Origin of the sequence: Kamptonema formosum PCC 10802 (assembly GCF_000332335.1) — a bacterium.
In the GTDB taxonomy this organism is placed as follows: domain Bacteria; phylum Cyanobacteriota; class Cyanobacteriia; order Cyanobacteriales; family Oscillatoriaceae; genus Oscillatoria.
Genome location: NZ_KB235948.1, coordinates 6,224,995 through 6,251,928, shown reverse-complemented (window position 1 = coordinate 6,251,928; position 26,934 = coordinate 6,224,995). Strand labels below are relative to the sequence as shown.

Here is a 26,934-nt window from a genome sequence, read left to right as displayed (position 1 = left end):
AAACGCTGCAACTACTGCCATACAAGCACTTAAGCTATAAAAATTTTACAAATTACGGCTGAAGACTTTCGATTATACTCCCGGGGGGAGGGGGAGTTGAAAAATAGACACTCGGTCGCGCCTGGGGGCTGTTTCAAACTGTTTAACCGTAAATTAAGTTAGTTGGAACGCTGCAATTACTGCAATACAAGCACTTAAATTAGCAAAATTGCACAAAATCCGGCTGAAGACTTTCGATAGGCTTCCGGAGTCGTAGGGAACTTGAAAAATAGACACTCGGTCGCGCCCGGGGGCTTTTTCAAACTATTTAACCGTAAATTAAGTTAGTAGTAACGCTGCAACTACTGCAATACAAGCACTTAAATTAGCAAAATTGCACAAAATCCGGTTGAAAACTTTTGATACGCTTCCGGAGTCGTAGGGAACTTGAAAAATAGGCACTCGGTCGCGCCCGGGGGCTGTTTCAAACTGTTTAACCGTAAATTAAGTTAGTTAAAACGCTGTAACTACTGTCATACAAGCACTTAAGCTATAAAAATTTTACAAATTACGGCTGAAGACTTTCGATTATACTCCCGGGGGAGGGGGGTGAAAAATAGACACTCGGTCGCGCCTGGGGGCTGTTTCAAACTGTTTAACCGTAAATTAAGTTAGTTAAAACGCTGCAATTACTGCAATACAAGCACTTAAATTAGCAAAATTTTATAAAATCCGGTTAAAAACTTTTGATACGCTTCCAGAGTCGTAGGGAACTTGAAAAATAGACACTCGGTCGCGCCCGGGGGCTGTTTCAAACTGTTTAACCGTAAATCAAGTTAGTTTGAGCGCTGTAACTACTGCGATACAAGCATTTAAGTTATAAAAAACGCAAAAAATCCGGTTGAAAACTTTTGATGCGACTCCAGGGCGGAAGGGAAATTTAAAAATAGACACTCGGTCGCGCCCGGGGGCTGTTTCAAACTGTTTAACCGTAAATTAAGTTAGTTAGAACGCTGCAACTACTGCCATACAAGCACTTAAATAAGCAAAATTACACAAAATCCGGTTGAAGACTTTGGATACGCTTCCGGGGTCGTAGGGAACTTGAAAAATAGGCACTCGGTCGCGCCCGGGGGCTGTTTCAAACTGTTTAACCGCAACCTAAGTTAGTTGGAACGCTGCAACTACTACCATACAAGCACTTAAGCTATGAAAATTTTACAAATTACGGCTGAAGACTTTCGATTAGACTCCCGGGGGGGGAGGGGGAGTTGAAAAATAGACACTCGGTCGCGCCCGGGGGCTGTTTCAAACTGTTTAACCGTAAATTAAGTTAGTCAAAAGGCTGTAACTACTGCAATACAAACACTTTACTTATATAAATCGCACAAAATCCGGCTGAAGACTTTTGATGCGGCCCCGGGGCGGAAGGGAACTTGAAAAATAGACACTCGGTCGCGCCCCGGAGGAGTGCTGAAACTCTTTAAGCGGAATTTTAATAATTTTGCGTGCTGCATTCACTGATATACAAGCATTTTAGATTTGTAAATTTTAATTAATCCGGCTGAAGACTTTCGAGACGCTCTCCCGGGCGAAGGGGGAATGGAGAGCCGGGCACTCCCCCGCCCGGGGGCGGTCGAAACTGTACAGACGGAAATCGAGGTTATGGCAGCAGCCACTTAGATTAGGACATTCGACCTTTAGGGCAGGCGGGACGCCTGCCCTACGTCTATAACTCGCAGGACAGACCCTGCCTAGGAATATCATCTCCTAAACTAACTGTCTATTGCTATATTTGCAAAATGCGAACCTTGCTGTGTCGGGAATTGCGCTGTGGGAGTAAGAAAAAATCCGAATAGATACTGATCATTCACGCCCCACAGCCTCAGGGTGGCTGTCTATCCAGCGGTAGATGTCGGCATTCACCCGATTGGGAATTTCCCAGGGGAATAGGTGCGCCGTATTCGGGTAGCAGTGCCACTCGCAGTTTTTCAGGTGGCGGGCGGTTTCCAGACTCGACTCCGGGGTGATGTGCCGGTCTGCCGCACCGGCAAGCAGCAAACTGGGACACTGGATCTCGGACAGCTCGGAAAGCCGGTCATACCCAGCCCGCAGGGCAGTTTCCAGCGCCCGCCGAGCCGGACCTGAAGTCTGCAAATAGGCGGACATGCCAAAATCGGCCAGGTACTGGTACGCCACCGGCGTGTGCTGCTCGATCAGGTAGCGGTAGAGCGAGCGCTTGCCAAACGTCTCGATATTCCACTCCCAGCTGGGATAGAGCCGGTTCACTATCGACGACACGCCGGTGTAGAGCAGATCCTCCCAGGACACCGGCGGGTGGCTGCTGCGAGGTCTGGCCGCTGTGGCCACTAAAATCAAGCCCGTCACTCGTGCCGGCAGCTTCAGCGCCAGCTCGATGGCCAGAATCCCCCCCAAAGACCATCCCAGCACCAGACACCGCTCAATCCCGAAACGGTCGAGCAGCGCTTCGAGATCCAGCAGGTGATCCGTCATTTCAAAGTCCCCACCCGCTCTGCTCTTGCCGTACCCCCGCAAATCCGGAGCCAGAGTTTGAAACCGCTGCGACAGGTGCTCCGCAAACACAGACATGCTCGCTCCCGAACCGGGGTGGCCGTGCAGGCAAAGAATTGGGAACCCTTTTCCCTTGACATCCACACTGAGTTGTGCTATATAGCGACCGCTTTCCTTTGACTGCGATTTTGAGTGCATTTTCTGAAGGTTTGTAAGTTCAGCGTAGCCCAAAGAAAGTAGTTGGGCTTTAGCCACACCAGCTAGCCCCGTTCCGTGGACAATTTTCATTATATAGCAGCATTCATTTAGATTAAGACACTCTATTTGTAGGGTGGGTTAGCGCCAGCGTAACCCACCACACATTATAGCAGTATGCAGTCACTTTAGTACACTGTATTAAACTGACTGCATACTGCTATATAACTCAAGTTGCTATAGCAAGGGACAGTCAGTTAAGCACAGGGCATTTCACTTTCTAGTAGGGATAGGGACAGGCGAGACGCCTGTCCTACGCCTTTGCCCAGGCCACTGATGTCCAAATGGGAATTTTCCCCCGGCATTAATCAGGATTAATCTGCCAGTTTTAATTGCAAGTTTTCCTGCAGCCTCGCAGCCCTTTTCCGAGCTTCTGCTTCTGAGATTTCCTGCATCATACCAATCAGACATATAACATTGCCGTGCCGGTCGCGGCAGACATCTTTCAGGGTGAGGAACCACCGCTTGGCATCCCCGAATTTGAAAGATTCCACAAAGGTTTCAGGCTCTCCGGTCCGGAGAATATGGCGGTCGGTGTCGAGAGAGCGCTCGGCAATCTCAGGCGGAAATAATTCCGCATCATTTTTGCCGAGGACATCCCGCACAGAAAGACCGAACATTTGCTGGGCGTAAGCCGTATTCAGCATCACATAATAACCGGCAATATTCTTGCCAAAAAATAAGTCGGTTTTGGGGGCAGCAATCTCCGGCAGCAGGTTGTAAACACTGTGCACCGACGTCTGTTCCAAATGGCGCTCGCTGACATCCTCAACCATCGCCACAAAATACAGAATATCTCCCTTCTGGTCGCGCATCCCCAGCAAGGTCAGCCGCCCCCAGAGAATGTCTTTGTTTTTCTTGACTAAACGTTTTTCCAATTTATAGCCGTTAGTCTCTCCTTCCAATACCTCCTGGATATAGGGAATTTCTTCGCGCAGGTTGTCTGGATGAGTGATATCCAAAAAGTTGAGTGCTGCCAGCTCAGCCGGCGCGTAACCCAACAGGTTGCAGAAGGCTTGATTCACTTTGAAGAACTGGTAGTCTGGGAGGGCAAACAAAGCTATACCGATAGGAGATTCTTCAAAAATCCTTTGCAATTGCTCCTCGCTCTGGCGCACCGCCGCCTCAGCTCGCTTGCGAGCGCTGATGTCGCGCATCACGCCCAGAAGGCCCGCTTCCGCACCTCTCTCATCCCTGAGCAGGCTCACTGACGCCTCGACATACAGTTCTTCGCCGCTGTTCTTGATATGCAGCACCTCTCCGCGCCAGAATCCCTTAGCGGCGAGACTCGCCAGCGCAGCGGCTTCATCCTCGGACTTGTGCCAGCGATACTGATACGCTTCTTCCAACCGCCGCCCGAAAACCTCAGCTGAGAGATAGCCATAGAGCCTTTCCGCACCGGCATTCCAGTAAGTAATCCGGTGCTCAGTGTCAATCGCCACCACGGCATCATTCACCTGAGACAGGACACCGGCCTGAAACCGGTTTTGCTCTTCTGCCCGCTTGCGCTCCGTAATGTCCACACACGAGCCAATATAACCGGCAAAGCGACCGCTGGCAAATCGGGGCGCACCCGTATCCAAAAGCCAGCGATACTGGCCATCCGCCCGCCGCAGGCGGTATTCCATGCGGAAGCTGGTGCCGGACCTAGACGCTGAGCGCTGGGTTTCTTCGCAGCGCCGCCGGTCCTCAGGGTGGACGAGCAAGAGCCAGCCCTCGCCCAGCCCCTGTTCCAGAGTGCGTCCGGTAAACTCCAGCCAAGTCCGGTTGAGATAGGTGCACAGCCCGCTCTCATCCGATATCCAGATCAATACCGGCGCACTGTCCGCCATCGTGCGGAAGCGCTCTTCGCTCTCCCGCAGCACCGCCTCCACATGCTGGCGCTCAATAATTTCCTGCCGCAACTGCTGGTTCGCCCTGGCCAGTTCGCCGGTGCGCTGCGCCACCAGATCTTCGAGGCGCTCCCGGTACTGCCTCAATTCCTCCTCCGCTCGCACGCGGTCAGTGATGTCCTCGACCGTGCCCAGATAGTAAAGAGGCGCTCCCGCATCATCCCGCACCACGGAACAGGTCAGGTGAACCCAGATGAACTCGCCGTTTTTCTTGAGGCAGCACTTCTGGATCTGGTACGAGGGGATCTCTCCTCTAAACAGCTGCAACTTCAGCTGCCGGTCTCGCTCAATCTCTTGCGGGTGGGTAATATCCAGCACGGTTCGCGCCGCCAGCTCTTCGGGATTGTAGCCCAGCATCTGGCACAGTCGGGCATTGACGCTGACAAAGCGGTAGTCGCGGTCGATGATGGCCATGCCCAGGGGCCCTTCCTCAAAAATCTTGCGGAATCGCTGTTCGCTTTCCCGCAGCGCCTCTTGCGCCTGTACGCGCGCAGTTATATCTTGCATCAGCCAGCGCATGCCAGCCATCAGGCCTGCCGGGCTGTGCTGGGGGGCAATGGTGAAGGCGGCGATAAAGGGCTGAGCTAAGGGGGGCTGAATCAGAACTGGTGAGGGGTGAAGCGGAAGCGGGGAAGACGGGATCAGCCGGCTCTCCCGCTGTTGCTCCTGACTTCTGATTCCCACAAGCAGCGCCTGAAAGGCTTCCCTGTCCGTCTGTGCGACAAAATCCGCCAGGGGAATGCCGGCTAGAGATGCCTGCGAGCGGTTGAGCTTCAGCGCTGCGGCGCGGTTGGCTTCCAAGATCGCGCCACTGCTGTCTGTGATCAAATAGCCGTCAGGGGCGAAGTCGAACAGCTCCTGGTAGCGCCGGCTCTCTGCTTCCAGTGAGCTGTAGCTGGCAACCAGCTGCTGGTTGAGGCTCTGTAGTTCTTCGTTGGAGGCGTACAGTTCCTGGTTGACGCTCCCGAGATACTCGTTGGACACCAGCAGCGCCTCGTTGGTGCTCTCCAGTTCCTCGTTGGTGCTGTGCAGTTCGTCGTTGGCGAGTTCGAGCTCTTCATTGGTAGCTTGCAGTGCCTGGTAAGCGGTTTCCAGTTCCTGGTTGGTGCTCTGGAGCTGTCTCTGGAGATCGCGGTAGCGCGTCACGTCACTGAAGGTGATGCCGGCACCGAGAATGTTGCCGCTGCCATCCAGCAGCGGGCTGACCTGAATATCCAGCTGCCAGCTTTTTTTATCTCCCTGGGAGAATTCTACATGGGAAATTACTACCGGACGGCGTTCCGCACAAGCCTGCAGGATGCGCGAGCGCAGCTCCATCCGATGTAGGGACAGGCCCCCGTGCCTGCCCTCCAGCTGATAGAATGGCCGGCCCACATCCTTCTCGTTCAGGCCCAGCAGCGCCAGCGCCGGCGGGTTGGCCATCGCTAAATTTTCTCTGACATCTACGACAATTTGTGCTATTGGAAGAGAGTCAAAGGCTTGTTTGAGCAAATACAAGTCCCCCAGAAGCAGGTTGCTGGTTTCAGGGGTGGGAACACGGAGGCGCGGTAGCTCCCGCCTGTCGGCGTGCGGCACCTTGGCAAAGATGCCGGCTTTCAGGTGGCTTGGGGTGAAGAGGTTGGTGTTGGCGGCCAGTATCTGGGCCAGGGGTGGCTTGGGCTTGCCCAGGAACAGGACGCCGGTGTCTGTGAGGGCGAAGTGGAAGCGCTGCAGGAGGCGGGCGCAGGTGCTGGTACTGATGAAATCCGGGAGGTTGCGACAGACCAGCAGGTCTATGTGGGCGAGCGGGGCGTCCTCCAGGAAGTCGTGACAGCCAAAGATCAGCGCTCGCCGCAGGTCGTGGCGGAAGGTGTGGCCGGAGGCAGCCCGCTTGAAGTACCGGTCGCGCAGCTGTGGGGGAATTGCCCGAATGTCTTTTTCGGCATACGCTCCGTGACGGGCTTCCGACAGGGCGTCTGCGGAAGCGTCTGTGGCGTAGATTTTCACCCGCGCTCGGAATGCCTCCGCACCTAGGGCTTCGGCGAGTGTGATGGCCAGGGTGTAAGCGTCCTCACCGGCACCGCAACCGGCCACCCACGCCCGGATTGGCTCTGTATCAGGCTTCGCCGCCAGGATCTGCGGGACTGTCTCAGTGCTCAGGCAGTTCCAGGCGGACTTGTCCTGGAAAAAGCCGGTGCGCTTGAACGCTAGGTTGTGGGACAGGTGGCTGAACTCCTCTGGGTGCGCCTCGAGATAGTCTTGGTAGTCGCTTATAGTCCCCACTCCAACGGACTGCATGCGCTTTTGGATGGAGCGCATCAGGTTGGGGCGCTTGCCGCCTGAGAAATCGAAGCTTCCTCGCTGTTCCAGGAAATTCAGCAAGCTTTCCAGTGTTGAGTCAAGGCTGGAATCTTTCATCAGTGGCTTGTCCGTCGCTACAGAAAGGGTCACTCGATCCGGTCAGGGGCAGGGTCAAGAAAAAGGTGCTGCCCTCACCCGCAGCGCTCTGCGCCCAGATGCGCCCCCCGTGCTGCTCAACGATCGTGCGGCAAATCGCCAACCCCAAGCCGGTGCCCCCTTTCTGCCTGGAGTCTGCAGCATCTACCTGCTGAAAGCGCTCAAAGACTGTCTCCAGCTTCTCCGCAGGAATCCCCCGCCCCTGGTCTCTGACTGCGATCAGTAATGCGCCACCGGCGCGCTGTTCGGTCAGGCGCGATTTCTCGCCGGTGCTTGAGATTTCAGACCGGCTAAATCCAGTCTGAGCTATCCGGGGGGAGGCGCAATCGATTCCGTCTCCAGAAACCACCTCGCCGGTCAGCCAGACGGCTGTCCCCGGAGGGGAAAATTTAATAGCATTGCTCAGCAAATTTGTCAAGGTCTGGAGGATGCGATCTGGGTCAGCCTCCAAGAACACTCCTTGCGGCTGCCCGAGAACCGGCTCGGCGCAGAGGGTGATGCCGGCTTTCTCGGCCATGTCCCGCATCAGGTCGGACGCCTGCACTATAAGGTCGGCGGCGTTGCAGGTCTGTTTTTTTAGGGCGACTTGACCGGAGGTCATGCGCTCTAGATCCAGGAGGTCGTTGATCAGGCGCACTAAACGCTCTGTGTTGGTGGCGGCAATTTCCAGCATCCGCTGCGCTTTTTCGGGCTGCGCGGTCAGCAAGCCGCCGGTGAGCAACCCCAGGGAGCCGTGGATGGAGGTCAGGGGGGTGCGCAGTTCGTGGCTGACTGTGGCGATAAATTCGTCTTTTGTCAGCTGCGCTCTGCGCCGGTCGCTGATGTCGCGAATAGCGCTGACTGTACCGGCAGCGGCACCGGTTTCATCTTTGAGCAGGCTGGCCGAAACTTCGACGGTGATGAGTTCGCCGCTGCTGTTGAGGTGGGCGAGCTCGCCGCGCCAGGAGCCGGTGCTGCTGAGCGCTTCTCGGGCTGCAGCTTCGTCGGAGGGGCTGTTCCAGCGCGCTTGACAGGCTTCTGCTGCAGGCCGGCCCAGAACTTCGTCTGCTTTTATGCCATACAGTCGCTCTGCCGCCTGATTCCAATAGGTGATGCGGCCCTCCCTGTCTGTGGCCACCACAGCGTCGCTCAGCTGGGACAGGATGCCGGCTTGAAACTTCAGTTCGCGAGCTGGCTCCCCCACCGTCTCTGGCGGCTTTGGGGACTGGCTGAATGCCTCTGCGTCTTGCAGCAGCCAGCGCCAGCCGGTGAGGCTGCCGGCGGCGTCGCGCATCGGGGCTCGGGTGACTGCGGCGGCAAACAGCTGGCCACCGGCGTCCTGCAGCTGCAGGACGCCGAGTCGCGTCTGTGCACTGGGCGACGCCTGATTGAGCGCGTTGCGAAAGTTCCGGCGCTCTTGCAAGGCCACAAACACGCTCAGGGGTTTGCCGGTCAGGTGATTCTGCGGGCAATTGAGCAGGGCGGCTGCGGCGCGGTTCGCTTCCAAAATCGCGCCTGCAGTGTCTGTTATTATGTAGGCGTCGGGAGCCAATTCAAAGCGCTCTTGGTAGCTCCGGCGCTCCCACTCCAAGGCTTGCTGGGCAGTCTCTAGCTCGTCATTGGTGGCTTGCAATTCCTCACCGGCTACCTGTAGCTGTTCCAGGGTGACGGCCAGTTCTGTCAGGGCGGTGGCCAGCAGCTGTTTTTGCGGCAGCGGCAACCCCTCTGCCGGCTCCTGCATCAGCGCTTCCAGCCTCTGGAGTGAGGACTCTATTTGCTCGTTGAATAGATTCTCTATCATCTGATGAAACCACTTGCGAGAAATTCTTATTTAACGTTTTTTTTATGTTTATTTTTAACTTCTATGCTTGTTGCCGGTGGGATTTCTCCTGGCGAGGATCTGCTTGTTAATCCTCAGGGACAGTCCGCACCCTTTTCCTTTGTATATCGATTCTAGATTTAGATTTTTGATTTTAGGGCGGAACAAACCTCTGAAAGCCTCAATATAACTGGGGTTCAGCCACATCACCAAAAATTAAAAGCCCGAGAGGCCGGAATTTATACTGCTTAGAGCGCCGGGAAAGCGGCATGGCGCATAGGGCATGGCGCATGGCGCATGGCGCATCATGGAAGACTCACAGCAATGCCCAATGCCCCACGCCCGCCGCAATGCCCCACTCCCGCCGCAATGCCCATGTCCATTACTGAGGTGTCTGCTGCTATATCCGAGAGGGGGGTAGGGGCCAATACGTCCAGGGATAAGGCCGGCCTGACCCTCCGATTCCCCCTTCCCGACGGGTACAGCAGAACAGGTAGCTAGCTTTTAATCTGCTCATTGCAGCAAGAGGGCCTCCGCCACATTACTTTTTATATCGTATAGCCGTAGGCACTTAGGTTAGAACATTAGACCTTCAGGGGGCGGGACGCCTGCCCTACGTCTATATAGCAGTAAGCATTTAGGAAACCTACATTCCGGCCTCCCTTGCTCCCCCGATTCCGAAGCTTTCATTGTTCTACCCAATATGATTGCTGCTATAATAATAGCAGCGTACAATAAAACAAAAAGTATAAATTAAATGCAAAAGAGCGAGCTTGTTGCCGCTTGCGGCGGGGCGGGTTTATTGAGAATCTACCAGCAGCCACTTAGGGAACAGACATTAGACCTCTCGGACAGGCGAGACGCCTGTCTGACGTCCTAACCTAAGTGGTTACTGCTATAGCAGTATGCACTTAGGTTAGAACATTAGACCTTCAGGCTCGGCGGACGCCGTACATACGTCTATAGAGCAGTAAGCATTTAGGAAACCTACATTTCGGCCTCCCTTGCTCCAGAGCTCCCGAAGCTTCTATTGTTCTAACCAATATGACTGCTGCTATATCCCTCCTAGGACAGGGGTTCCCTCCGATCCAGCGCGTCCATTACGGAACTGTCTATTGCTATATATAGCAGTATGCACTTAGGTTAAAACATTAGACCTTCAGGGGGGGCGCTACGCCTGCCCTACGTCTATATCCCAGTAGTAATATGGGTTAGGACAATAGGAGCCGGAGTGCGGGGGTGCAAAAGAAGCCGAAATGTACGAACCTAAGTGCCTACTGCTATAGCAATAGCCACTGAGGGAACGGACATTCTGGCTCCCCCGCCTCCCTTGCTCCAGAGCTCCCGTTGCTCCTGTTGTCCTAACCAATATGGCTGCTGCTATATCAGCTGCTGTCAGAGTATATCTGCTTGACCCGCCCTGGCTGGACAAACACCTGCCGGGCGACACAAAACCCAGAACGGGCAAGATATTTTTTGATATCCGAAAAAATAGTTTTTACAAATCTCGGGGTTTAGACCCCTTTTGTATATATGTGTTCTTCCGGAAGTAGCAAAATTAGAAGGTCGGTGCGGCCCAGGCCACAGCGCCCTAAGCCGGCGGATCGGAGATCTCTTCCATCAGCACAATCACCCAGAGGGGCGCTCTCGGCATTCCGATCAGGGGCGTGCAGCTGACGCGACAGCGAATTGACTTTCCCCGGCGGTTAACGGCACCGACGATGAGTTCCTGGTACTGCGCAGTGCCGGCTTGACAGGTGCGGATGATGTCCCTGAGTTGCGCCACCGGCAAGCCGGTATCCAAGTTCAAAAAAAAATGCCCCTGGACTTCCTCAGCGCGCACGCCCCACAGGTCTTCAGCTTGGCCGTTCCACAGGTGAATGCTGAGCTTGTCGTCGAGAACGGCGATGCCAACCCGCAGGCTGCCCAGAATCGCCTCTAAGAAGCGATTGACGTGGTTGAGCTCATCAGTGCGCTGGCGCAATTCCTCGTTCATCGTCTCCAGCTCCTCGTTGGTGGACTGGAGCTCTTCGTTGATCGTCTCTAGCTCTTCGTTGGTGGATTGCAGTTCCTCGTTGGTTGTCTCTAGCTCCTCGTTGGTGGATTGTAGCTCTTCATTGGTCGTCTCCAGCTCCTCGTTGGACGCTTGTAGCTCCTGGTAGGCGGTTTCCAACTCCTGCTGGGAGTTGAACAGTTCCTGCTGCAAGTGGTGGTACCGCGTCACGTCGGTGAAGGTGATGCGAGCCCCGAGGAGCGCCCCGCTGGCTTCCACTAGGGGAGTGAGCGTGATATCCAGGTAGACGGCATTTCCGTCTGGGAAGAGGAACTCCACATCCGAAACCAGGACGGGGCGGCGCTCGGCATAAACTTGCTGCAGCTTGGAGCGCAGCTCGACTGGGCGGTAAGAGACTTCCAGATCCTGCAAGGGGCGGCCCAGATCCTTGAACGTCAGGCCAAACAGGGCCCGCGCCTGCCGGCTGACCATAGCCAGGTAGCCGTGGCTGTCTACGACCAGGTATGCGGATTCCAAGGTGTCGAAAGCTTCGTCGCGCAAACGCATGTGAGCCTCCAGTTGATTGCCGATTTGAAGGGGGCTGTTTTGGGCCATAAGAAGCAGGCGGTCGCGCATGCTAACCTGCGGCACTTTGGCGAAGATGCGGTACTTGAGGTTGACTGGGGCGAATAGGTTGGCGTGGGTGAGCAGCATCTCCGCTTTGCCGACAAACAAAAAGCCCGTGTTGTTGAGGGCGAAGTGGAAGCGCGCCAGAATGCGGGCTTGGGTTTCGGCATTGAAATACATTAAGGTGTTGCGGCACACCAGCAGGTCGAGGCGGGAGATGGGGGGGTCCTGCACTAAGTCGTGCCGGCCAAAAATCACCGCTCGCCGCAAGTCGCTGCGGAAGGTGTAGTGGGCGGCAACCGTCTCGAAGTATTTGCTGCGCAGTTCCGGGGGAATCGGCTGAATGTCCTTTTCTGTGTACAGGGCGCTCCGCCCGTCGGTGACGGCTTCATCGTCGAGGTCGGTGGCGTATATCTTAACCCGCGTTCGGAAGGCGTCCGCCCCCAAGGCTTCGGCGAGGACGATAGCTAGGGTGTAGGCTTCTTTGCCGGAACCGCAGCCGGCACTCCACACCCGAATCGGATCGTCAGGGTTTTTGCTGCCCAGGATGCGCGGCACAATCTCTTCGCTGAGGTAGTCCCACGCTGATTTGTCTCGGAAAAAGGCCGTGACGTTGAGCAGCAGGCTGTTGAACAGCTGGCTAAACTCCAGAGGGTGGACTTCCAGGTAGTCGAGGTACTCGCTGAAGCTGGTCACCTGAACTTTCTGCATGCGCTTTTTCATCAGGCGCATCAGGCTGGGGCGCTTGTAGCCGGTGAAGTCGAAGCCTCGCGCTCGCTTGAGGTAGTCTAGCAGCGCTTCAAAGGCTGGGTCTGGGGGTGCTGAGCTCATGTGGATTTTAGATTTTCGATTTTAGATTTTCGATTTAACTCAAGTTGCTGCTTACAAGTGAGTCAGGATCGATCCCCCCCAGCCAGGGCGTGGCGGGACGCACCCCGTTTGGGGGGATCTGGATGCTTAGACTTATAAATAACTCAAGTTGCTACCTACAAGCTGTGAGCTTTTCGAGCTGCCCAGACGGAGCGGGCTTTTGTGCCACCGGCACTAGAAAAGGGGGGCTTTTCCAGTTCCCCTCGTTCCCCTCGCTCTCAGGCTCCTTATGGGAGACGCTGTTTTGGAGGCAGAGCCTCCAAAAGTTACAACTTGGGTTAAGTAGCAAGTTGGGCTAGATTTAAAATTTTCTGGGGTTTCTCCCTAAAAGCCACTCGCTTTTTGGCAGTTTAAAGATGAGACATGTCGCTTTTTGCCCCTGTAGGGACAAGGGCATGTCGCGTCCCTACAAAGTATAGCAGTATGCACTTAGGTTAGAACATTAGACTTTCAGGGGGGGGGCGGGACACCTGCCCGACGTCTATACAGCAGTAAGCATTTAGGAAATCTACATTCCGGCCTCCCTTTCTCCCCCGCTCCCGAAGCTTCTATTATTCTCACCAATATGACTGCTGCTAGATCAGCCACATGTTGCGTCCCCACACAGGATCAGCCCAGACTTCCTTGGAAGACTAAATCTGTGAGAGCGCCGGGAATCTCTTGCAGCGGCAATATGAAATCCACACAGCCGGTGTCGATGGCAGCGCCGGGCATTCCAAAAACTAGGGAAGTCTCTTTATTCTGAGCGATGACGACGCCGCCCATGTTTTTAATCGCCCGCACTCCCTGTGTCCCATCTCGGTCAGCTCCTGTCAGGACTACCGCAATGGCGCGGTTTTTGTAACTGCTGGCAACAGATTCAAACAGCACCTCTGCTGAGGGGCGCACAAAATGCACTTTTTCTGACTGGGAAAGGGAGAGACTTCTGTCAGGGTTGACGAGCAGGTGCCGGTCGGGGGGGGCGATATAAACCGTCCCCGGTTTCAGACACTCCCGATCCGTCGCTTGCTTGACTTCTAGGGGCGTCCGCCGAGTCAGGATTTCTGCCATCTGGCTGGGGTGGTTGGGGGCGAGGTGCTGCACCACAACAATAGCCACCGGCAAATCAGCTTTCAGCTCAGAGAGTACGGCACTCAGAGCTTTCAGTCCGCCGGCTGAGGCGGCTATGGCTATGATGTCAAAGGGGGCTTCGGAGAAAGGCGCTGGGGTTTTCTGTTGCTGATTTTTTCTCACGTTTCGCTGTTAGCCTCGCAGCCAGGAATCGGTTGAGGCAGACGGGAGTGGGTGCCTTCTTTAATTTTACCTGACTTGCCGCCAAAGTACAGAGGCGACACAGCGCACTTTCACCCCCGTCGCTAGCTCATTCCGCGCCCACAAGCAAGGGTTGCCGGCGGGCGCGCACATTTTTTAGGACCCTTAGGACAAGCAGAGAGGCGATTTCAGCACTGACCGGCATCTCGCCGCCCCGCCCCTGATGGCAATGCATGGATTTTGGATGCGTGGATTTTGGATGGAAAAAAAGGGCGGGAAAGCTTTTTCAGCTAGTATAAAAAATCCTGAGCTGTTAGGCTTTTAATCTTCCTATCTGCCCAAAGGAGGCAGTCACGATGAACTGCGCACACCGCCATCAATGAAAACTTGCAAGGGCGGCGGTAGATTCGGTAGGGCTAAAGCCCAACTACAAACCTTTTCAAGGCAGAGCCTCCAGATTGCGTTCCCTGCCTGTAGCCGCAGGCTTCCCGTCAGGGTGGCTGGGAACGAGAGAATCCAAAATCCAAAATCCAAAATCCAAAATCCAAAATCCAAAATCCAAAATCCAAAATCCAAAATTTTAAGCGCTTTCATCGCTCTGAAACTCGTCGCTCAGCGCAGCTTCCTCTACTGGAGTAGCGTCTTGGCTGACAAGCACTTGCTGGATGATTTCGGCTCGCTGCTCCGCCTCCTGGGCTTGCTTTTCAAAGTTTGCCACTGTCCGGCTCAGGCCGCGCTCGCCGGCCCGCCCCGCCATCCGGCGGGCCAGAGCGGCGCTCTCCCTGAGAGCGCGAAACGCCGTCCACAGGGCCTCTTCCAGCGCCTCGGACTGCTCTGCCAGCAGGCTCTCTGCGGAAAAGGCGTGACCGACGCGGCAGCGGAACCGCAGCAGATTTCCCTCGCTGAGCTCCCACAAGGCACCGCCGCACTCCGGACAGGCGTATTGCGAGGGCTTGCCAGGCCGGTCGTTGCTTTGCGCAGCGCCGATATCCAGTTCCGCCATATCCGATTCTATTTCCATATCTTTGGAAACCGCTCCTGCTGGTTTCTCTTCCACCTGCTCCTTCGCCAGTCGCGCCAAGACGGCGGCAATCTGTGACACCGGCAGCACCCAATCGACCCCGACATTCTCGCAGGCGCTGCGCGGCATTCCTGAATAGACCGCCTCCCCGGGCTCTTGGGCGATGGCCACGCCACCGCGCAGTTTCACCGCCTGCAGACCGGCGGTGCCGTCATCGAGATTTCCCGACAGCACCACCCCCACCACCCTCGGTCCGTAGATCCGCGCTGCGGTGCGAAACAGTGGATCGACGGCGGGCCGGTGGCCGTTCTCCCTCGGCCCGCCGGCCAAGTGGATGTGGCCGCGTTTCATCAGCAGGTGGAAGTCTGGGGGTGCCACATAAATCCTCCCGTGCTGAATTGCTTGGCCATCAATGGGGTGGGAGGCTGGCAGGGTGCCGGCGCGGCTGAGAATCTGGGGCAGGACGCTGGCCGCGTGCGGGGGGATGTGAAGAACGACAAAGAGCGCAGCTGGCAGGTTTGCTGGCAAACCGGCGGCTAGTGTGCTCAGGGCTTCCACCCCGCCGGCGGAGGCTCCAATGACGATGATATCGTGTCCGGGCATTTTTCTTTCCTCAGGGCGTTTTGAATCGCCCGGTTAGTGCCGGCGCGGGAGGACTCTGCAGCCTGCCAGCGATTTTCGTGTGCTAAGTAATTTTTTTCCTATTATAGCATAAGGTTGCGGTTTAGGTGCTGGGGCGCGACAAGAAATCCAGTTCAATGGTGATTTTAACTGTTCAGGCTGAGCGGTCAATTGTAAAAAAATAGAAAAGCTAGCCCGCTCTCTCTCCAGGGGTAGAGTGCGTTCCCTCTTAGGGAACGCACCTACTGCTGAGGGCCAGACACCGGGTTTCTTAAAGAAACCCGGTGTCGTGAGATATCGCTCACGAACTTAAGAGCAAGCTATTTTCTATCTGCTCGCGGACAGCCTGCGTCACCTGGCAGTCGCTATTGAGGCAGTCTACAAGCAATTTATTGGCTTCATAGTAATCTTTGATCGCTTGTTTTTGCTGCTTGCTGAACTGCCAGTGCACGCCGGCAGAACTGTACTGATCAATCGCGGATGTAAACTTTTCAATCCAGGCTTGACCGGCAGAAACCCACCACGCCTTAACGTTTGCCAGGTCTTGCTCAAGGTTGGGGAGTTCCGTTCTCAGCTTTTGCAGCAAGCGCTGCAATTCACTGGCTCTGTCGCGCTGGGGGGTCAGGTCAAGTTCGAGGGCAAACTCAAGGGTTTTCTCCAGGGTGGAAAGCCGGCTGACGGCCTTTTCAAACACCGGCTCGACCTTCTCCAGCTCGCGGTGAGAGGAAAAGTTAAAGTTGAGGGCGGTATAGAGGCTGCCGGCAGAATTGACCTTGGCCAATTCGCGGTCGAGATTGTGAGCGAGGGAAAGGTAGAGGGAGAGGGGAAAGTAAGGGAAGTTGGGAAAAGGACAGCTAGGCGGGCCAAGGGTGAGCCCACCGGCCAGGTAATGGTCGGCGGCGCGGGCGAGGGAAAAGTAAAAGGCCCTGGCGGCTGCCGGTTTGCCCCGCCCCTGGAGGGAGAGGGCTTTGTGGTTGACCCAGCGGAGAAATTCCCGCAGTTTCTCGTCGGAGGCGGCGAGGGTGTCGGTGTGCTGTTTCGCTTGCTGCAGCAGGGGATCTGCTGGGCGCAGCATGCTGGCGGCGAGCAAAAATACTTCCCGCCAGCGCTTGTCGCCGGCATGTCTGGCGAGGGTGAGCAGTTCGGAGGCGGCGGCGATTTTTGCAGCGGCAAAGTATTCCTGAAAGGTGAGGTGAGAGAAGGAGTAGATTCGCCGCGCCCGCTCGATTAATAAGCCGTGTTGGGTTTCAATGGCTTTCAGCACTGCTTCACTGTCGAGCTGCAGGGACACTGGGTCTTTTGGGGCGCTGGGCAAGGTGGCGAGATAGTCGGCGATGTATTGCTGGATTTTGCTCTGCTCGAAGAAGTATTCGCCGGCAAAAAAGGTGGTGGCTCCCAGGTGGGTGAGCAGCTGAATTTTCTCCGCCAGAGGCAAGTAGCGGTAATAATCTTGTCGCTGAACGCCTCGGGTGGAGTCCCATTTGACGAGCAAAATGGCCAGGGCTTCTTGGTAAAGCTTGATGCGGTTGGAGGGGAAATCGGCTTTGGCGCTGAACACCAAGCAGGCGAGATTGAGCAGCAGGGGCGTGGTGGCCAGCTCTCGGATTTGCTTGTTTTCGGGTCGTTTGAGCTGCTCGATAAATTGGGCCGCCAGTGCCGGTCCGTCTGCCAGTTTGCCGGCAGCGGCGACAAACCACTTTTGGGCGAAGGCTTCGATTTGTGCGGAGTTGAAATCGGCGACTTCAACTTCTGTGAAGCCGTCAAAGCGGTAGCTGTGGGCGGCAATGCGGCAGCTGATGGCGAAGTGGTTGCTGTAGTAGTGCTGGCAAAACCGGCGGATTTGTTTGAGGATTTCCTCGCTGTCCTCTTCAGGGACTTCATCCAAGCCGTCCAGCAAAATCAAAGCTTTGCCGTGCTTGAGCGCGGTTTCCAGCAGGTCGGGCGAGACGCCGCAGCCGGAGAGTTCTTCGCTGATGTAGTCCTCCAGAGAGGTGAAGGTTCGCCCCTCTCTTTCCGGGGGGGGAGTTTTGCCAGCGTCGTCGGCATAGTTTTTAAGCCGCACAAACACCGGCAGCCGGTCGGGCATCAGCTGCCCTTGGCTGCACTGCATGGCCACATATTGCAAAAAGGTGGTTTTACCGGCACCGGGTTTGCCGAGCACCATCAGTTTGGGGTATCTGGAGATGGCTTCTAGGGCGGGCACGCGCTGCTGGCGCACCTGCCCGAGGCCCAAGCGGTCAAATTCATCTTCTGTTGGGTCGAAGTTTTGCAGCAGGTCAGAGATGTCCAGCCACCGGCGGCTGGTGATTTCTTCGAGGATATTGACATCGATGTAAATATCTCCTATGTCTACTGGGCGGGCAACGTCCAGCATCCGCAACGTGCCGCACTGGTCGGCAATTTTGTGGTGGCAGAGGGCGCGCGCCTGTCGCACCAGGGGCGCGACAGCCACGACGGTCGCGGTGGGCGAAGAGGATTGCTGCGCTTGACCCTCTGCCGGCAGGCCAGCAATCTGCCGCCAGTCGAGCCCCAGCTGAAAGCAGATTTCTATAAAGACGCGACGGTCCACCGGCAAGCCGGCAAAAAATTTGCCCACTGGCTGGCGAGTCTTTAAACCCACTTCATTGGCTAAGTCCTGTTGCGTCCATCCCTTGCGGGCCACCGCCTGCTTGGCTCGGAGCGCACCTTCGGGAGATGCCTGGAGTGACCGCTTTATCATACTTATACCAATAGAGGGCTAGTTTTTATTTTATTTTAATGTTACGATTCTTATCCCTCTTGTAGCCTAGCGGAACTCCCGCACCGCTTATTGTAAATAATTGTAACGAAAACAGCGAAATCATACAAATCACACAAACTCATACAGGAGTCAACCCCTTGCACAGGCTTGATTTCACGCAGGCGGCTGTTAGGTTGAATGGTAAGCGTGAAAAAAACAGTTTTATAAGCGAACGGTGCAGATATGGATGCGAGAGAGTCAACAGTTCTGGAAGCGGTGCCGGTGCGTTTCGGGGAAAGTCCGGGATGGCAAGACGTGCTACACCGAGAAATCCGCCAGCTCCAAGCCGGCTGCGCCACGACGATATCCCAGGAGCTGCGGACTCAGCTGACGGTGATCCTGCTTTCGGCTCAATTGCTCGAAGTTTACAACCATCAGTGGACAGTTGCGGAAAACATGAAATATATTCAGCGCATTCAAGATGCGGTCAGAGAAATGAACCAGCTGCTCAGCGAGACGGGGATAATGCCGAATAATGACTATTCTAGCGGGGCTTCAAACCGCCCAGATCCTAAGAAACTAAAGAAAAAGTGAAGGTGCGTTTTTTACGCCACCTCAGGGGGGAGAAAGGCGGAGATGGCATATTTCCTGAGTGTCGGGTTAGGTGAGAGGAGGTTGTGAGAGCGCTAACAGTAAAGTTCCTGGCAGTAGGATAAGAGAGCGAACAGTTGAGTACAAAGATGAGGAAAGGCTATGGAATTGTCAGAAAGGATCGAAGAGGTTTTTACGTCTTACTTAGAAAAATTAGGATTGGCGTGGTGGCTGGAAATTCTTACCGACCGGCCTTCCTGCACCTACTATTTTGGGCCTTTCTTGAGTGCCAAGGAAGCCGAACTTGCCTGCGCCGGTTACGTGGAAGACCTGCAACAGGAGGGGGTTGAAGGAATTTCCTTCGAGATTAAGCAGTGCCAGCCGCTGGCTCTCACCATCGATGGGGAAGAGGTACAGGTTTCGGACGGAGGCTGGAATTGCGCTCCGGAGCGGGTGAAATGGGAAACAAAAGAGAAATATTTCCAGTCTTCCAAGCCTCCTGTGTCTCAGTGGGAGCCGGGAGCCGTCTCCTCCTGAACGTTAAAGCGCCTAGAGTACCACTAGCAAGCGAAAAACAGGGAAAATGAACGACAAAATAGTCAGTCAAGTGGTGAGAGTAGTGAGCGAGGAAATTGAAATGGCCCTGGATCAATATCCCGATTTCCCCTACAAAGACGCTTTCGCCAATTGTGAGCTGCGCGAAGAGTTAATAGCGTATGTTCTCAGGAGACTTGCGGTCTTCTCTAGGGATGAGATCGAGACAAACAAACCCCTATCCCCGCCAAAGTTTCCCTACCGATCTCTAGAGCTGCGATTGCGCATAGAAGCTCACATTCACCGAGGAATTCAGCAGCTTTTCCGCGAAAAGGCTGCTTGGCTAACACTTTCTATTTCCCCGGATATCTTCCCATTAAAAATGAGAAGCGCGGGGGGGCACCTGTCGGCTTTTAATTTTTAGGCGGCACCCGTCTGGCTCGGGACCAAATATTTCTGGAAGTTACCGCGCGTAAACTTCTGGAGCGAGGCGCTATCAAATTCGCGCTTAGCTTCGCCAAGTCGGTAAAATAGTTAGCAGACAGGTGAGACAGAAGAGGTCAGATAGAAGAGGTCAAAATGAAATCCTGTGATTTTATTTACCAGCGCAGTCGCTATTTCGGGCACTTTACGCCAGAGAATCTGGCCTTCAATGCCAATTTGCAAGACTTTTCTCAAAAGGTCAGCTATATCTGCTGTCTGCAAACCGGCGGCAAAATCGCTCCAGAAGTAGCCTATCAAGAAATCCGGGCGCTTTGGCAACAGCTGAAACAGGCGAAAAAGCAGCTCGATATTGGGGAAATGCCGGCTCCAACTGAGTAGCCGAAGTCCAAGCCTTTGGTGCCGGCTGACCAGTGCCTCTTCCCGAGGAGCGCTGGCAAGCTGGCACTCCCAATTTAATGTAAAATTAGCGACAGCAGGCTCCGTGCTTGCAGCGCTCAGAGGTTGCCGGTGGGCTCAGCTCCCGCAACAAACCGATTCGTGCTGAATATCAGCCAGGTTTTCTGAGAAAAGAACAGCCACCGATATCCAGGGGGATTTGCCGCTATGATTCACATTTACGATCTTCTCAGCGCTGAGAGCAGCGCTGCCATTCTCTGCTGCTATATTAACGTGACAGAGCGCATTCAAATTGTTCGAGTTCCGCAGCTTACAAATGGGTTTTGTGACCGGGTTATTTTTCCGGGAGAGCGTTTGATGTTTGAAGCGAAACCAGAGGACTTGCTAGAAATTCACTCCGCCAAGCCGGCGAATATTATCCTGTCACAAAAGATTCCTTGCGCTCGCTTGCAAGTTTGCGAAGTAATTCCGCTAAAGCGCGAGACGGAGAACAGAGAAATGCTGGCAGAAAAGCCAGCTTGATGCTTGATATAGCATTGGGCATTGGGCATTGGGCATTGGGCATTGGGCATTGGGCATTGAGCATTGAGCATTGAGCATTGAGCATTGAGCATTGAGCATTGAGCATCATCTCCCCGGGGAGGGGGGAGCGCGGGGGTGTCGCCCCTCCCAGACTATTTTTAAGTCAGAGCCTCCTTTTTCCCACTCTATCTGTAGGGTGGGGAACGCGAAGCGCGTAACCCACCACACAATTGAGGTCGCTGCATAAGTCCTGAGCTTAATAAATTGCGGTGTTGGGTTTGCGCTTTGCCATCACCGGCACCAAGGCAGCCCCAACTGCCAGCCCCACAATTTGCGCCCAGAACACCATCCCTCCCGAATTGACGCCACCGGCAACCTCCAGCTGCCCAATCCCATAAAACGCCTGCTGAGCAAACCACCAAGGCAAATAGAAAAGCGCCGGCAGCTGCACAGGAATATATAAAATAACCAGCGGCAGAATGCTGTCAATTTTTGCCTTGGGAAAGCTTAAAAGATACGCTCCCAAAATACCCGCCACCGCCCCATTCGCCCCCACCACCGGCACCGCAACAGCCGGATCGAGCAGAATTTGGGCGGTGCCGGTGAGCGCGCCGCAAAGCAAATAGAGCAGCAAAAATCGCCCGCTTCCGAGAATATCCGCCACACTCTTGCCAAACACCCAAAGAAACAGGAGATTGCCCAAAATTTGGCTAAAGCTGCCGTGGAGAAACATTGCGCCCAGTAGGGAGCGAGCGGACATGAATAGCAAAACAAACCAAGCAGCGGGGTTTTTCTGCCCGATTGCCTCTGCCGCCACCGCACTCAACTGCTGGGGAACAATTCCCCACAACAGCAGAAAATCGGTGAGCTTACCGGCAGCTTCCAGTTTCAACTCCCACAAAAACAGCGCCACTGTCAGCCCGATGAGCAAATAATTGACATTGAAACGATTGCGAGTTATAATATTGTCCGCAATGGGAATCATATTGTTTGGGCGTGGGGCATAGGGCACGATCGCATGGGTTTGTAATTAGGCTTTAACCCAAAAGTTCGCAGTTGGGCTTTAGCCCAAAGGTTCGTAGTTGGGCTTTAGCCCAAAGGTTCGTAGTTGGGCTTTAGCCCAAAGGTTTGTAGTTGGGCTTTAGCCCAAAGGTTTGTAGTTGGGCTTTAGCCCAAAAGTTCGTAGTTGGGCTTTAGCCCAAAGGTTCGTAGTTGGGCTTTAGCCCAAAGGTTCGTAGTTGGGCTTTAGCCCAAAGAAAGTAGAGTTCACCAACATCTTAACTATCTCTCCACTCTTCCCTTGGCGCTCTTGGCGTCTTGGCGGTTCATTTTCAAATTTTTCACTTAGCTAAATTTGCCAAACAGAGCTGCTAGAATAGTATTGGAAAACAAAAAACCTTCCGGATCGCTCAAGCGCAGCCAGCCTTGTGCCGGCAATTGATGGCAGTCGGATACAGCCACCGGCACGCCGTCACCCCCGACAATTTCCACCCACCCCTGCCGGCAGTAAGGCTGCAAGCACTGGCAAATCTTTTGCAGGGTGCCGGTGCCAAATTGCTCGGCAAAAGCTGGCAAGCTCACCCCTTCTGCCAAGCGCAACCCCAGCATCAGGGTTTCCAGCAGAATATCGGAATCTGAGGTGCCGGCATCTTCGATCGCAGTTTCTACAGCCCCTCTTTGTAAGGGGGGTTGGGGGGATCGCCTTTCTGCTTGTGACTGCACCCACTCGCTGTACTCCCATGTCTTGCGAGGGCGGGTGAGGCGGTGCCCGCCAACATAGCTGGTCGCGCCCATGCCAAAACCGTAGTAGGGGCGATTTTCCCAGTAAACCCGATTGTGCCGGCACTGGTAGCCCGGTTTGGCGTAGTTGGAAATCTCGTAGTGATCGTAACCCGCGCCGGTGAGGGCTTGCTGCGCCAGCCGGTACATTTGGGCTGCCGTGCCGTCGGAGGGCAAGGGCTGCACCCCCGGCTGGTAGGAGCGGCTGAAGGGGGTTTTTGGCTCTACAATCAGGTCGTAGGTAGAAATGTGGGCCGGCCCGAGGGCCACGGCGGCTTCTAGGGAAGCCCGCCACTGATCCAGGGTTTGGTGGGGGAGTCCGGAAATCAGGTCGAGGCTAAAGTTGTCCGCACCGGCACGGCGCAGCAAGTCCGCCGCAGCGTAGATGTCGGAAACCGTGTGGGATCGCCCGCACAGGTGGAGGAGTTCGTCCTGAAACGCTTGGACGCCAACGCTGATGCGGCTGACACCGGCACTGCAGTAGCCCTGCAGCTGTTCGAGGGTAAAGGTGCCGGGGTCCATCTCGATGGAAATCTCAGCGCCGGCGGCGATACCAAACTGCCGGTGGAGCGCGTCCAGGATGCGCCCGAGCTGGCCAACCGACAGCAGCGACGGAGTGCCGCCCCCGAAAAAAATTGTTTCCAGGGGTTGACAAAAAGCTGGAGTTATGCTAATCTCCAGCAAAAGTGCGCCAACATAGTGCTGGATGGTGCCGGAGGTGTCGCCATTTTTGCGGTCGCCGACGACAGAGACGGGGAAATCGCAGTAGTAGCAGCGGCGGCGGCAGAAGGGAATGTGAAGATAAGCTGAACGAGGGATGCCGGTGCTCGCGGGAGCGGGTAAGGTGGTAGAAAGAAGCTCAGCGGTATCCACGGCAGGCAAACAAGGAGATATGGGTGGGATTGGCGGGAATCTTGACTTAAGGAGACGGGTATTCAGGACACAGAGCGCGAAAGTCCTCAAGGATATAATAAAGCATATACTAGCTTGGCGATTAGTCAAGCGCTAATCGCTCTTTGAATTCCTCCCTCAGGGGGCGAGACTGAAATCTATCCATTTAAAACGATGCTTGATGTAATCATTGTAAGTTCATGTATCCTAGCAGCAGCAGGAATCGGTTTTTACAGCATAGACATGCTGCCGAGCAGCGCCATGCAGCAGGTGACGAATCTAGAAGCGCTGCGGTCGGTATCCGCCGTTTTTGGCGGCATTTTTGGGGCGGCTGCCGGCTTGTGGGCGCAGACGACCTACCGGCGCGTCGAAGCGCAAGTCCGGCAAATGCCGGTGGAAGTCCTGCTGACCCGTTCGGTTGGCCTGGTGCTGGGGCTGCTGGTGGCCAACTTAATGCTGGCACCGCTGTTTTTGCTGCCGATTCCCCAGGATTTTGCGTTTATCAAGCCCCTGGTGGCGGTTGTGGGCAGCATCATCTTTGCCTATTCTGGGGTCAACTTGGCGGACACCCACGGGCGCGGCTTTTTGCGGCTGATTAATCCCCACAGCGTGGAAAGCCTGCTGGTGGCGGAGGGGACGCTGAAGCCGGTTTCGACTAAACTGCTCGACACCAGCTGCATTATCGACGGTCGCATTGAACAGCTGCTGGGGACGGGGTTTGTTGAGGGCCAAATTCTGGTGCCGCAGTTCGTGCTGCAGGAATTGCAGCTGGTGGCAGACGCCTCCAACGACCAAAAGCGGGTGCGGGGGCGGCGGGGGCTGGACATCCTGAAGCGGCTGATGGAAACTTATCCAGAGCGGATTGTGATTCACCCAGCGGACTACGAAGACCTGCACACGGTGGACGCCAAATTGGTGCGGCTCGCCCAAGAAATTAACGGCACGCTGCTGACGAATGACTACAATCTCAGCAAAGTCGCCAAGGTGCAGAAAATCGCGGTGCTCAATATTAATGACCTGACGCAGGCTGTGCGCCCGACTTATCTGCCGGGAGACAGCATCGACCTGAAGATTCTCAAGGAAGGGAAAGAGCCGGCGCAGGGAATTGGGTATTTGGAAGACGGCACGATGGTGGTTGTGGAAGAAGGCGGCGGCCATATCGGCGGCGAACTGCGCGTTGTGGTCACGTCTTCCCTGCAGACATCTGCCGGTCGGATGATTTTTGCCCGCCCTTACGCTTCCGTGATGGCGTGACGGTTCAGAGGCGATGGCTCGCGAAATTCGAGTAAAATTTGCGTGAAATTTTGCGATCGCTGCAATCAATCTGCCCCGGTTCTGTATCGCGTGCGGTACGACGAGTCGGGGCGTTGGTTTTTTGTCTGCCCCCAGTGCGGGCCGGCGGTCAGTCAGGACAATCCTTTTTATGTTTACGGGGGCACTTGGAAGTCGCGGAAAAAGCGATAGGGGGTGCGCCGCACCTCACCGGCTCTCAATTTCAGTCAAACAATGCCTCCGCCTCATCCGCGTCAAACAGGTTAAAGTCCGTGACAGCGCAAACAATCTCGCCGGCAGCACCGTATCCGAAATAGGTTACGTAAATGCCGTCACCCAAACCAGAAGAAAATGCAATAACATTGGCCCCGTTCAAGTCATCAATAAGAAAATTTCCCCATTCAGATTCGCTCATGGCGTCAATAACCCGGTCGGCGAAATCTTCTTGGAAATTTCCTAGTTCTATCCCGTCAATCAGCACATCAGCGGCACCTGCGTCCATAAAACAGCCCATTCCAGAGTCCACCGGGTAGCCAAAATACTGTCCTTTTTTCAGGGTCCTTATGTCTTGATGAGGGGAAGTCGCCAACTCCCACCGCACCGGTGGAATATTCTTGAGGCGGAGCATAGCGCAAGCAATTTTGCTCCCGCCATACGCTGGGGAGTCGGCAAAGCACAAAATAACGGGATAACGTCCCGGTTTTAGCTTCGGGGTGAAGGCTTCTGACTCGGGCCTGCAAATGGGATCGCAAGCCACTAATTTGCCGATAGGTAACACTAATTTCCCAATGTTTTTGGGGGTTAAAGTCAGCTCACCGGCAGCTGTATTGAATGTCCGCACTTTTTGAAACAATCGGAAATAATTAGGGATTCTCATACCTATTTTGGATTTTAGATTCTGGATTTTGGATTTTCTCTCGCTCCCACTGGTTTCGTCTGGGAAAGTCCCTCAGCTGGCTGTGCCGGTTTTACCTCGTGCCTCTCACGCTATACAATCTCCAGTTAATTCCTCAACAATTATTTTCATCCCTCTTCCTCTTTCTTCTTCCTTCTTGGCGTCCTACCCTGCGGGAAGCCGCTGGCGCGTCTATGGCATCTTGGCGGTTCATTCCTAAGGCCCAACTACAAACTGTGGGCTGAAGCCCAACTACAAACCTTGGGAAATGCCGGTGCGTTCCCGGGGGGAACGCACCCGACTTTCTACTGCTGCAAAACTGTCTTGGAGACAATCCGGGTTTTTTTGCGGTCGGCTTCGGAGAGTTCTTCGCCGTGCTGCAGCTGGGTGGCGCTGCTTTGCAGGACGGTTGCTGCGCCCTTGTCGCCCATTTGCAGTGCGGTTTTGGCAGCGGTTTGCAGCATGGTTGCGGCACCCAAACGGTCGCCTTGCTGCAATTTCTGTTCGGCGAGCTGGGTTTGCCGGTATTTGGCAAGAGCCAGGATGTGCTGCTGGACTTGGGGGTCTTGAGCGGGCTGGTATGCAGTTAGGACGTTGATATCCACCGGCACCAGTTCGGAGAGCAGCCCTTCGCGGCGATCGGCGGGGTTGTCGTAGCGCACTTGCAGGGTGGCCACCGGCTGCCGGCCTTGTGGCAGCTGGCTGACGTAAAGGTTAGCCAAAATCACCCTCGGAGAGTTCCTCATCAAGTCACCCAAGCGGACGGCGATTCGCTCTCCCTCCCTTTGCACCGGCAGTTCAATCACGTCGGGGGCAACTTGGGCGATGGGTTTGAGTTCCGCCAGCCGCACTTTGGGAGTCAGGGACATCAGCAGGTAGGCATTGGTCAGCCCCACCGCAGAAAGCCGGTTGAACAGTTGGGCGAATTTATCGGCAGCTTGCTCCGGATGCTCAATATAGGCCAGGGTGCCGCCGGCAGCGTCGGCAATCTTTTCTAGAACGTCTTGGTTCCAGTGATCGCCAAATCCCAGGGTGTTGAGCGTCAGCTTGTATTCGGCAGCCAGCTGGGCCAACTTCAAGCAGCGGTTGTTGTCGCCGTGTTCGTTTTCGCCGTCAGTGAGCAGAAAGGCTTGGGAGACGGTGTCTTTTTTGGCTTTGGCCAGTTCGTCAATCCCCAGTTTCAGGCCGGCATCAATGGCTGTCCCGCCTTCGGCGTGCAGCCGGTCGATTTGCTTTTTGATGCGGGCGGGATCTTCGATCGGCTGGTTGGGGATGATGACTTTGGCCGTGTGGTCGAAAGCGATCACGGAGAGCCGGTCGCCGGGATTGAGCCGGTCCACCAGCCGGTGCGCCGCCTTTTTCACGGTGTCCAGGGGACGCCCGCTCATCGAGCCGCTGTGATCGAGTATCAGGCACAGATTGAGCGGGACAGACCGGTCAGCGGTGTCCGCGATCGCAGAGACGGAAATCGACAGCTGACGCTGGCTGCTGGGTTGCGCCGCGTCGAGATTGGCATCATTGAGTGCCGGTTGCAGGCCAACTTTCATAAATCCTCCATACTGTGGGTAGCCCCCATATTGTCGGGACGGGTTTCAACCGATGGAGTCCCCTTCCCT

Annotated in this window: 19 protein-coding genes; 7 read left to right on the top strand and 12 right to left on the bottom strand. The window is 55.2% G+C overall.

Translation table 11 applies throughout. The features are described 5' to 3' along the window. Positions 1-1,845: 1,845 nt before the first annotated feature. From OSC10802_RS0127535 to OSC10802_RS0127490, 8 genes are all read right to left on the bottom strand, one after another. Positions 1,846-2,709, bottom strand: coding sequence for an alpha/beta fold hydrolase (locus OSC10802_RS0127535; protein ID WP_044171692.1), 864 nt, complete (start codon positions 2,707-2,709; stop codon positions 1,846-1,848). Between the two features lie 371 nt (positions 2,710-3,080). Next, positions 3,081-7,055 (bottom strand): PAS domain S-box protein, encoded by a 3,975-nt coding sequence (locus tag OSC10802_RS44890; protein ID WP_017720002.1) that lies wholly within the window; start codon positions 7,053-7,055, stop codon positions 3,081-3,083. Beyond that, complete coding sequence (locus tag OSC10802_RS44885; protein ID WP_017720001.1) at positions 7,036-8,874, bottom strand: sensor histidine kinase; 1,839 nt, start codon at positions 8,872-8,874, stop codon at positions 7,036-7,038. The genes OSC10802_RS44890 and OSC10802_RS44885 overlap by 20 nt, the downstream gene beginning before the upstream one ends. Positions 8,875-10,483: 1,609 nt before the next feature. Further along, positions 10,484-12,343 carry a CheR family methyltransferase gene (locus tag OSC10802_RS0127515; RefSeq protein ID WP_017719999.1) on the bottom strand — a complete coding sequence of 620 codons (1,860 nt, stop codon included), beginning with the start codon at positions 12,341-12,343 and terminating at the stop codon, positions 10,484-10,486. Positions 12,344-12,991: 648 nt separating this feature from the next. Further along, entirely contained in the window at positions 12,992-13,615 is a 624-nt protein-coding gene (locus tag OSC10802_RS0127510; protein WP_017719998.1) for a chemotaxis protein CheB, read from the bottom strand. Between the two features lie 369 nt (positions 13,616-13,984). Further along, complete coding sequence (locus tag OSC10802_RS53340) at positions 13,985-14,227, bottom strand: hypothetical protein (RefSeq protein WP_017719996.1); 243 nt, start codon at positions 14,225-14,227, stop codon at positions 13,985-13,987. Next, positions 14,214-15,257 (bottom strand): chemotaxis protein CheB, encoded by a 1,044-nt coding sequence (locus OSC10802_RS0127495; RefSeq protein WP_017719995.1) that lies wholly within the window; start codon positions 15,255-15,257, stop codon positions 14,214-14,216. Before OSC10802_RS0127495 ends, OSC10802_RS53340 begins: the two co-directional genes overlap by 14 nt. A 319-nt stretch (positions 15,258-15,576) precedes the next feature. Beyond that, entirely contained in the window at positions 15,577-17,994 is a 2,418-nt protein-coding gene (locus OSC10802_RS0127490) for an NACHT domain-containing protein (protein WP_017719994.1), read from the bottom strand. Positions 17,995-18,237: 243 nt separating this feature from the next. Between OSC10802_RS0127490 and OSC10802_RS0127485 the strand changes: the two genes are divergently transcribed. The 5 genes from OSC10802_RS0127485 to OSC10802_RS0127465 all read left to right on the top strand — a co-directional run bounded on the left by OSC10802_RS0127485 (position 18,238) and on the right by OSC10802_RS0127465 (position 20,481). Beyond that, entirely contained in the window at positions 18,238-18,588 is a 351-nt protein-coding gene (locus OSC10802_RS0127485) for a histidine kinase dimerization/phospho-acceptor domain-containing protein (RefSeq protein WP_017719993.1), read from the top strand. Positions 18,589-18,747: 159 nt separating this feature from the next. Beyond that, positions 18,748-19,122, top strand: coding sequence for a DUF1816 domain-containing protein (locus OSC10802_RS42070; RefSeq protein WP_017719992.1), 375 nt, complete (start codon positions 18,748-18,750; stop codon positions 19,120-19,122). A 46-nt stretch (positions 19,123-19,168) separates the two neighbouring features. Further along, complete coding sequence (locus OSC10802_RS42065; protein ID WP_017719991.1) at positions 19,169-19,543, top strand: hypothetical protein; 375 nt, start codon at positions 19,169-19,171, stop codon at positions 19,541-19,543. Positions 19,544-19,698: 155 nt separating this feature from the next. Next, complete coding sequence (locus tag OSC10802_RS0127470; protein WP_017719990.1) at positions 19,699-19,941, top strand: DUF7219 family protein; 243 nt, start codon at positions 19,699-19,701, stop codon at positions 19,939-19,941. A 225-nt stretch (positions 19,942-20,166) separates the two neighbouring features. Further along, positions 20,167-20,481 (top strand): DUF1830 domain-containing protein, encoded by a 315-nt coding sequence (locus OSC10802_RS0127465; protein ID WP_017719989.1) that lies wholly within the window; start codon positions 20,167-20,169, stop codon positions 20,479-20,481. Between the two features lie 256 nt (positions 20,482-20,737). On the opposite strand, the gene OSC10802_RS0127460 is transcribed toward OSC10802_RS0127465, so the two are convergent. Beyond that, the gene (locus OSC10802_RS0127460; protein WP_017719988.1) at positions 20,738-21,466 is read right to left on the bottom strand and encodes a rhomboid family intramembrane serine protease; all 729 of its coding nucleotides are present in this window, start codon (positions 21,464-21,466) and stop codon (positions 20,738-20,740) included. A 359-nt stretch (positions 21,467-21,825) separates the two neighbouring features. Next, complete coding sequence (hemW, locus tag OSC10802_RS0127455) at positions 21,826-23,133, bottom strand: radical SAM family heme chaperone HemW (RefSeq protein ID WP_017719987.1); 1,308 nt, start codon at positions 23,131-23,133, stop codon at positions 21,826-21,828. A gap of 192 nt (positions 23,134-23,325) precedes the next feature. On the opposite strand from hemW, the gene OSC10802_RS0127450 reads away from it, so the two are divergent. Together OSC10802_RS0127450 and OSC10802_RS54935 are read left to right on the top strand one after the other, a co-directional pair. After that, positions 23,326-24,405, top strand: coding sequence for a PIN/TRAM domain-containing protein (locus OSC10802_RS0127450; RefSeq protein WP_026098870.1), 1,080 nt, complete (start codon positions 23,326-23,328; stop codon positions 24,403-24,405). Positions 24,406-24,447: 42 nt separating this feature from the next. After that, positions 24,448-24,615 carry a DUF8622 domain-containing protein gene (locus OSC10802_RS54935; RefSeq protein WP_017719985.1) on the top strand — a complete coding sequence of 56 codons (168 nt, stop codon included), beginning with the start codon at positions 24,448-24,450 and terminating at the stop codon, positions 24,613-24,615. A gap of 31 nt (positions 24,616-24,646) precedes the next feature. On the opposite strand, the gene OSC10802_RS0127440 is transcribed toward OSC10802_RS54935, so the two are convergent. Together OSC10802_RS0127440 and OSC10802_RS0127435 are read right to left on the bottom strand one after the other, a co-directional pair. Beyond that, positions 24,647-25,300, bottom strand: coding sequence for a DUF4241 domain-containing protein (locus tag OSC10802_RS0127440; RefSeq protein ID WP_017719984.1), 654 nt, complete (start codon positions 25,298-25,300; stop codon positions 24,647-24,649). 323 nt (positions 25,301-25,623) lie between these two features. Beyond that, positions 25,624-26,865: a vWA domain-containing protein gene (locus OSC10802_RS0127435; RefSeq protein WP_017719983.1), complete on the bottom strand. Its 1,242-nt coding sequence runs from the start codon at positions 26,863-26,865 to the stop codon at positions 25,624-25,626. Positions 26,866-26,934: the final 69 nt, after the last annotated feature.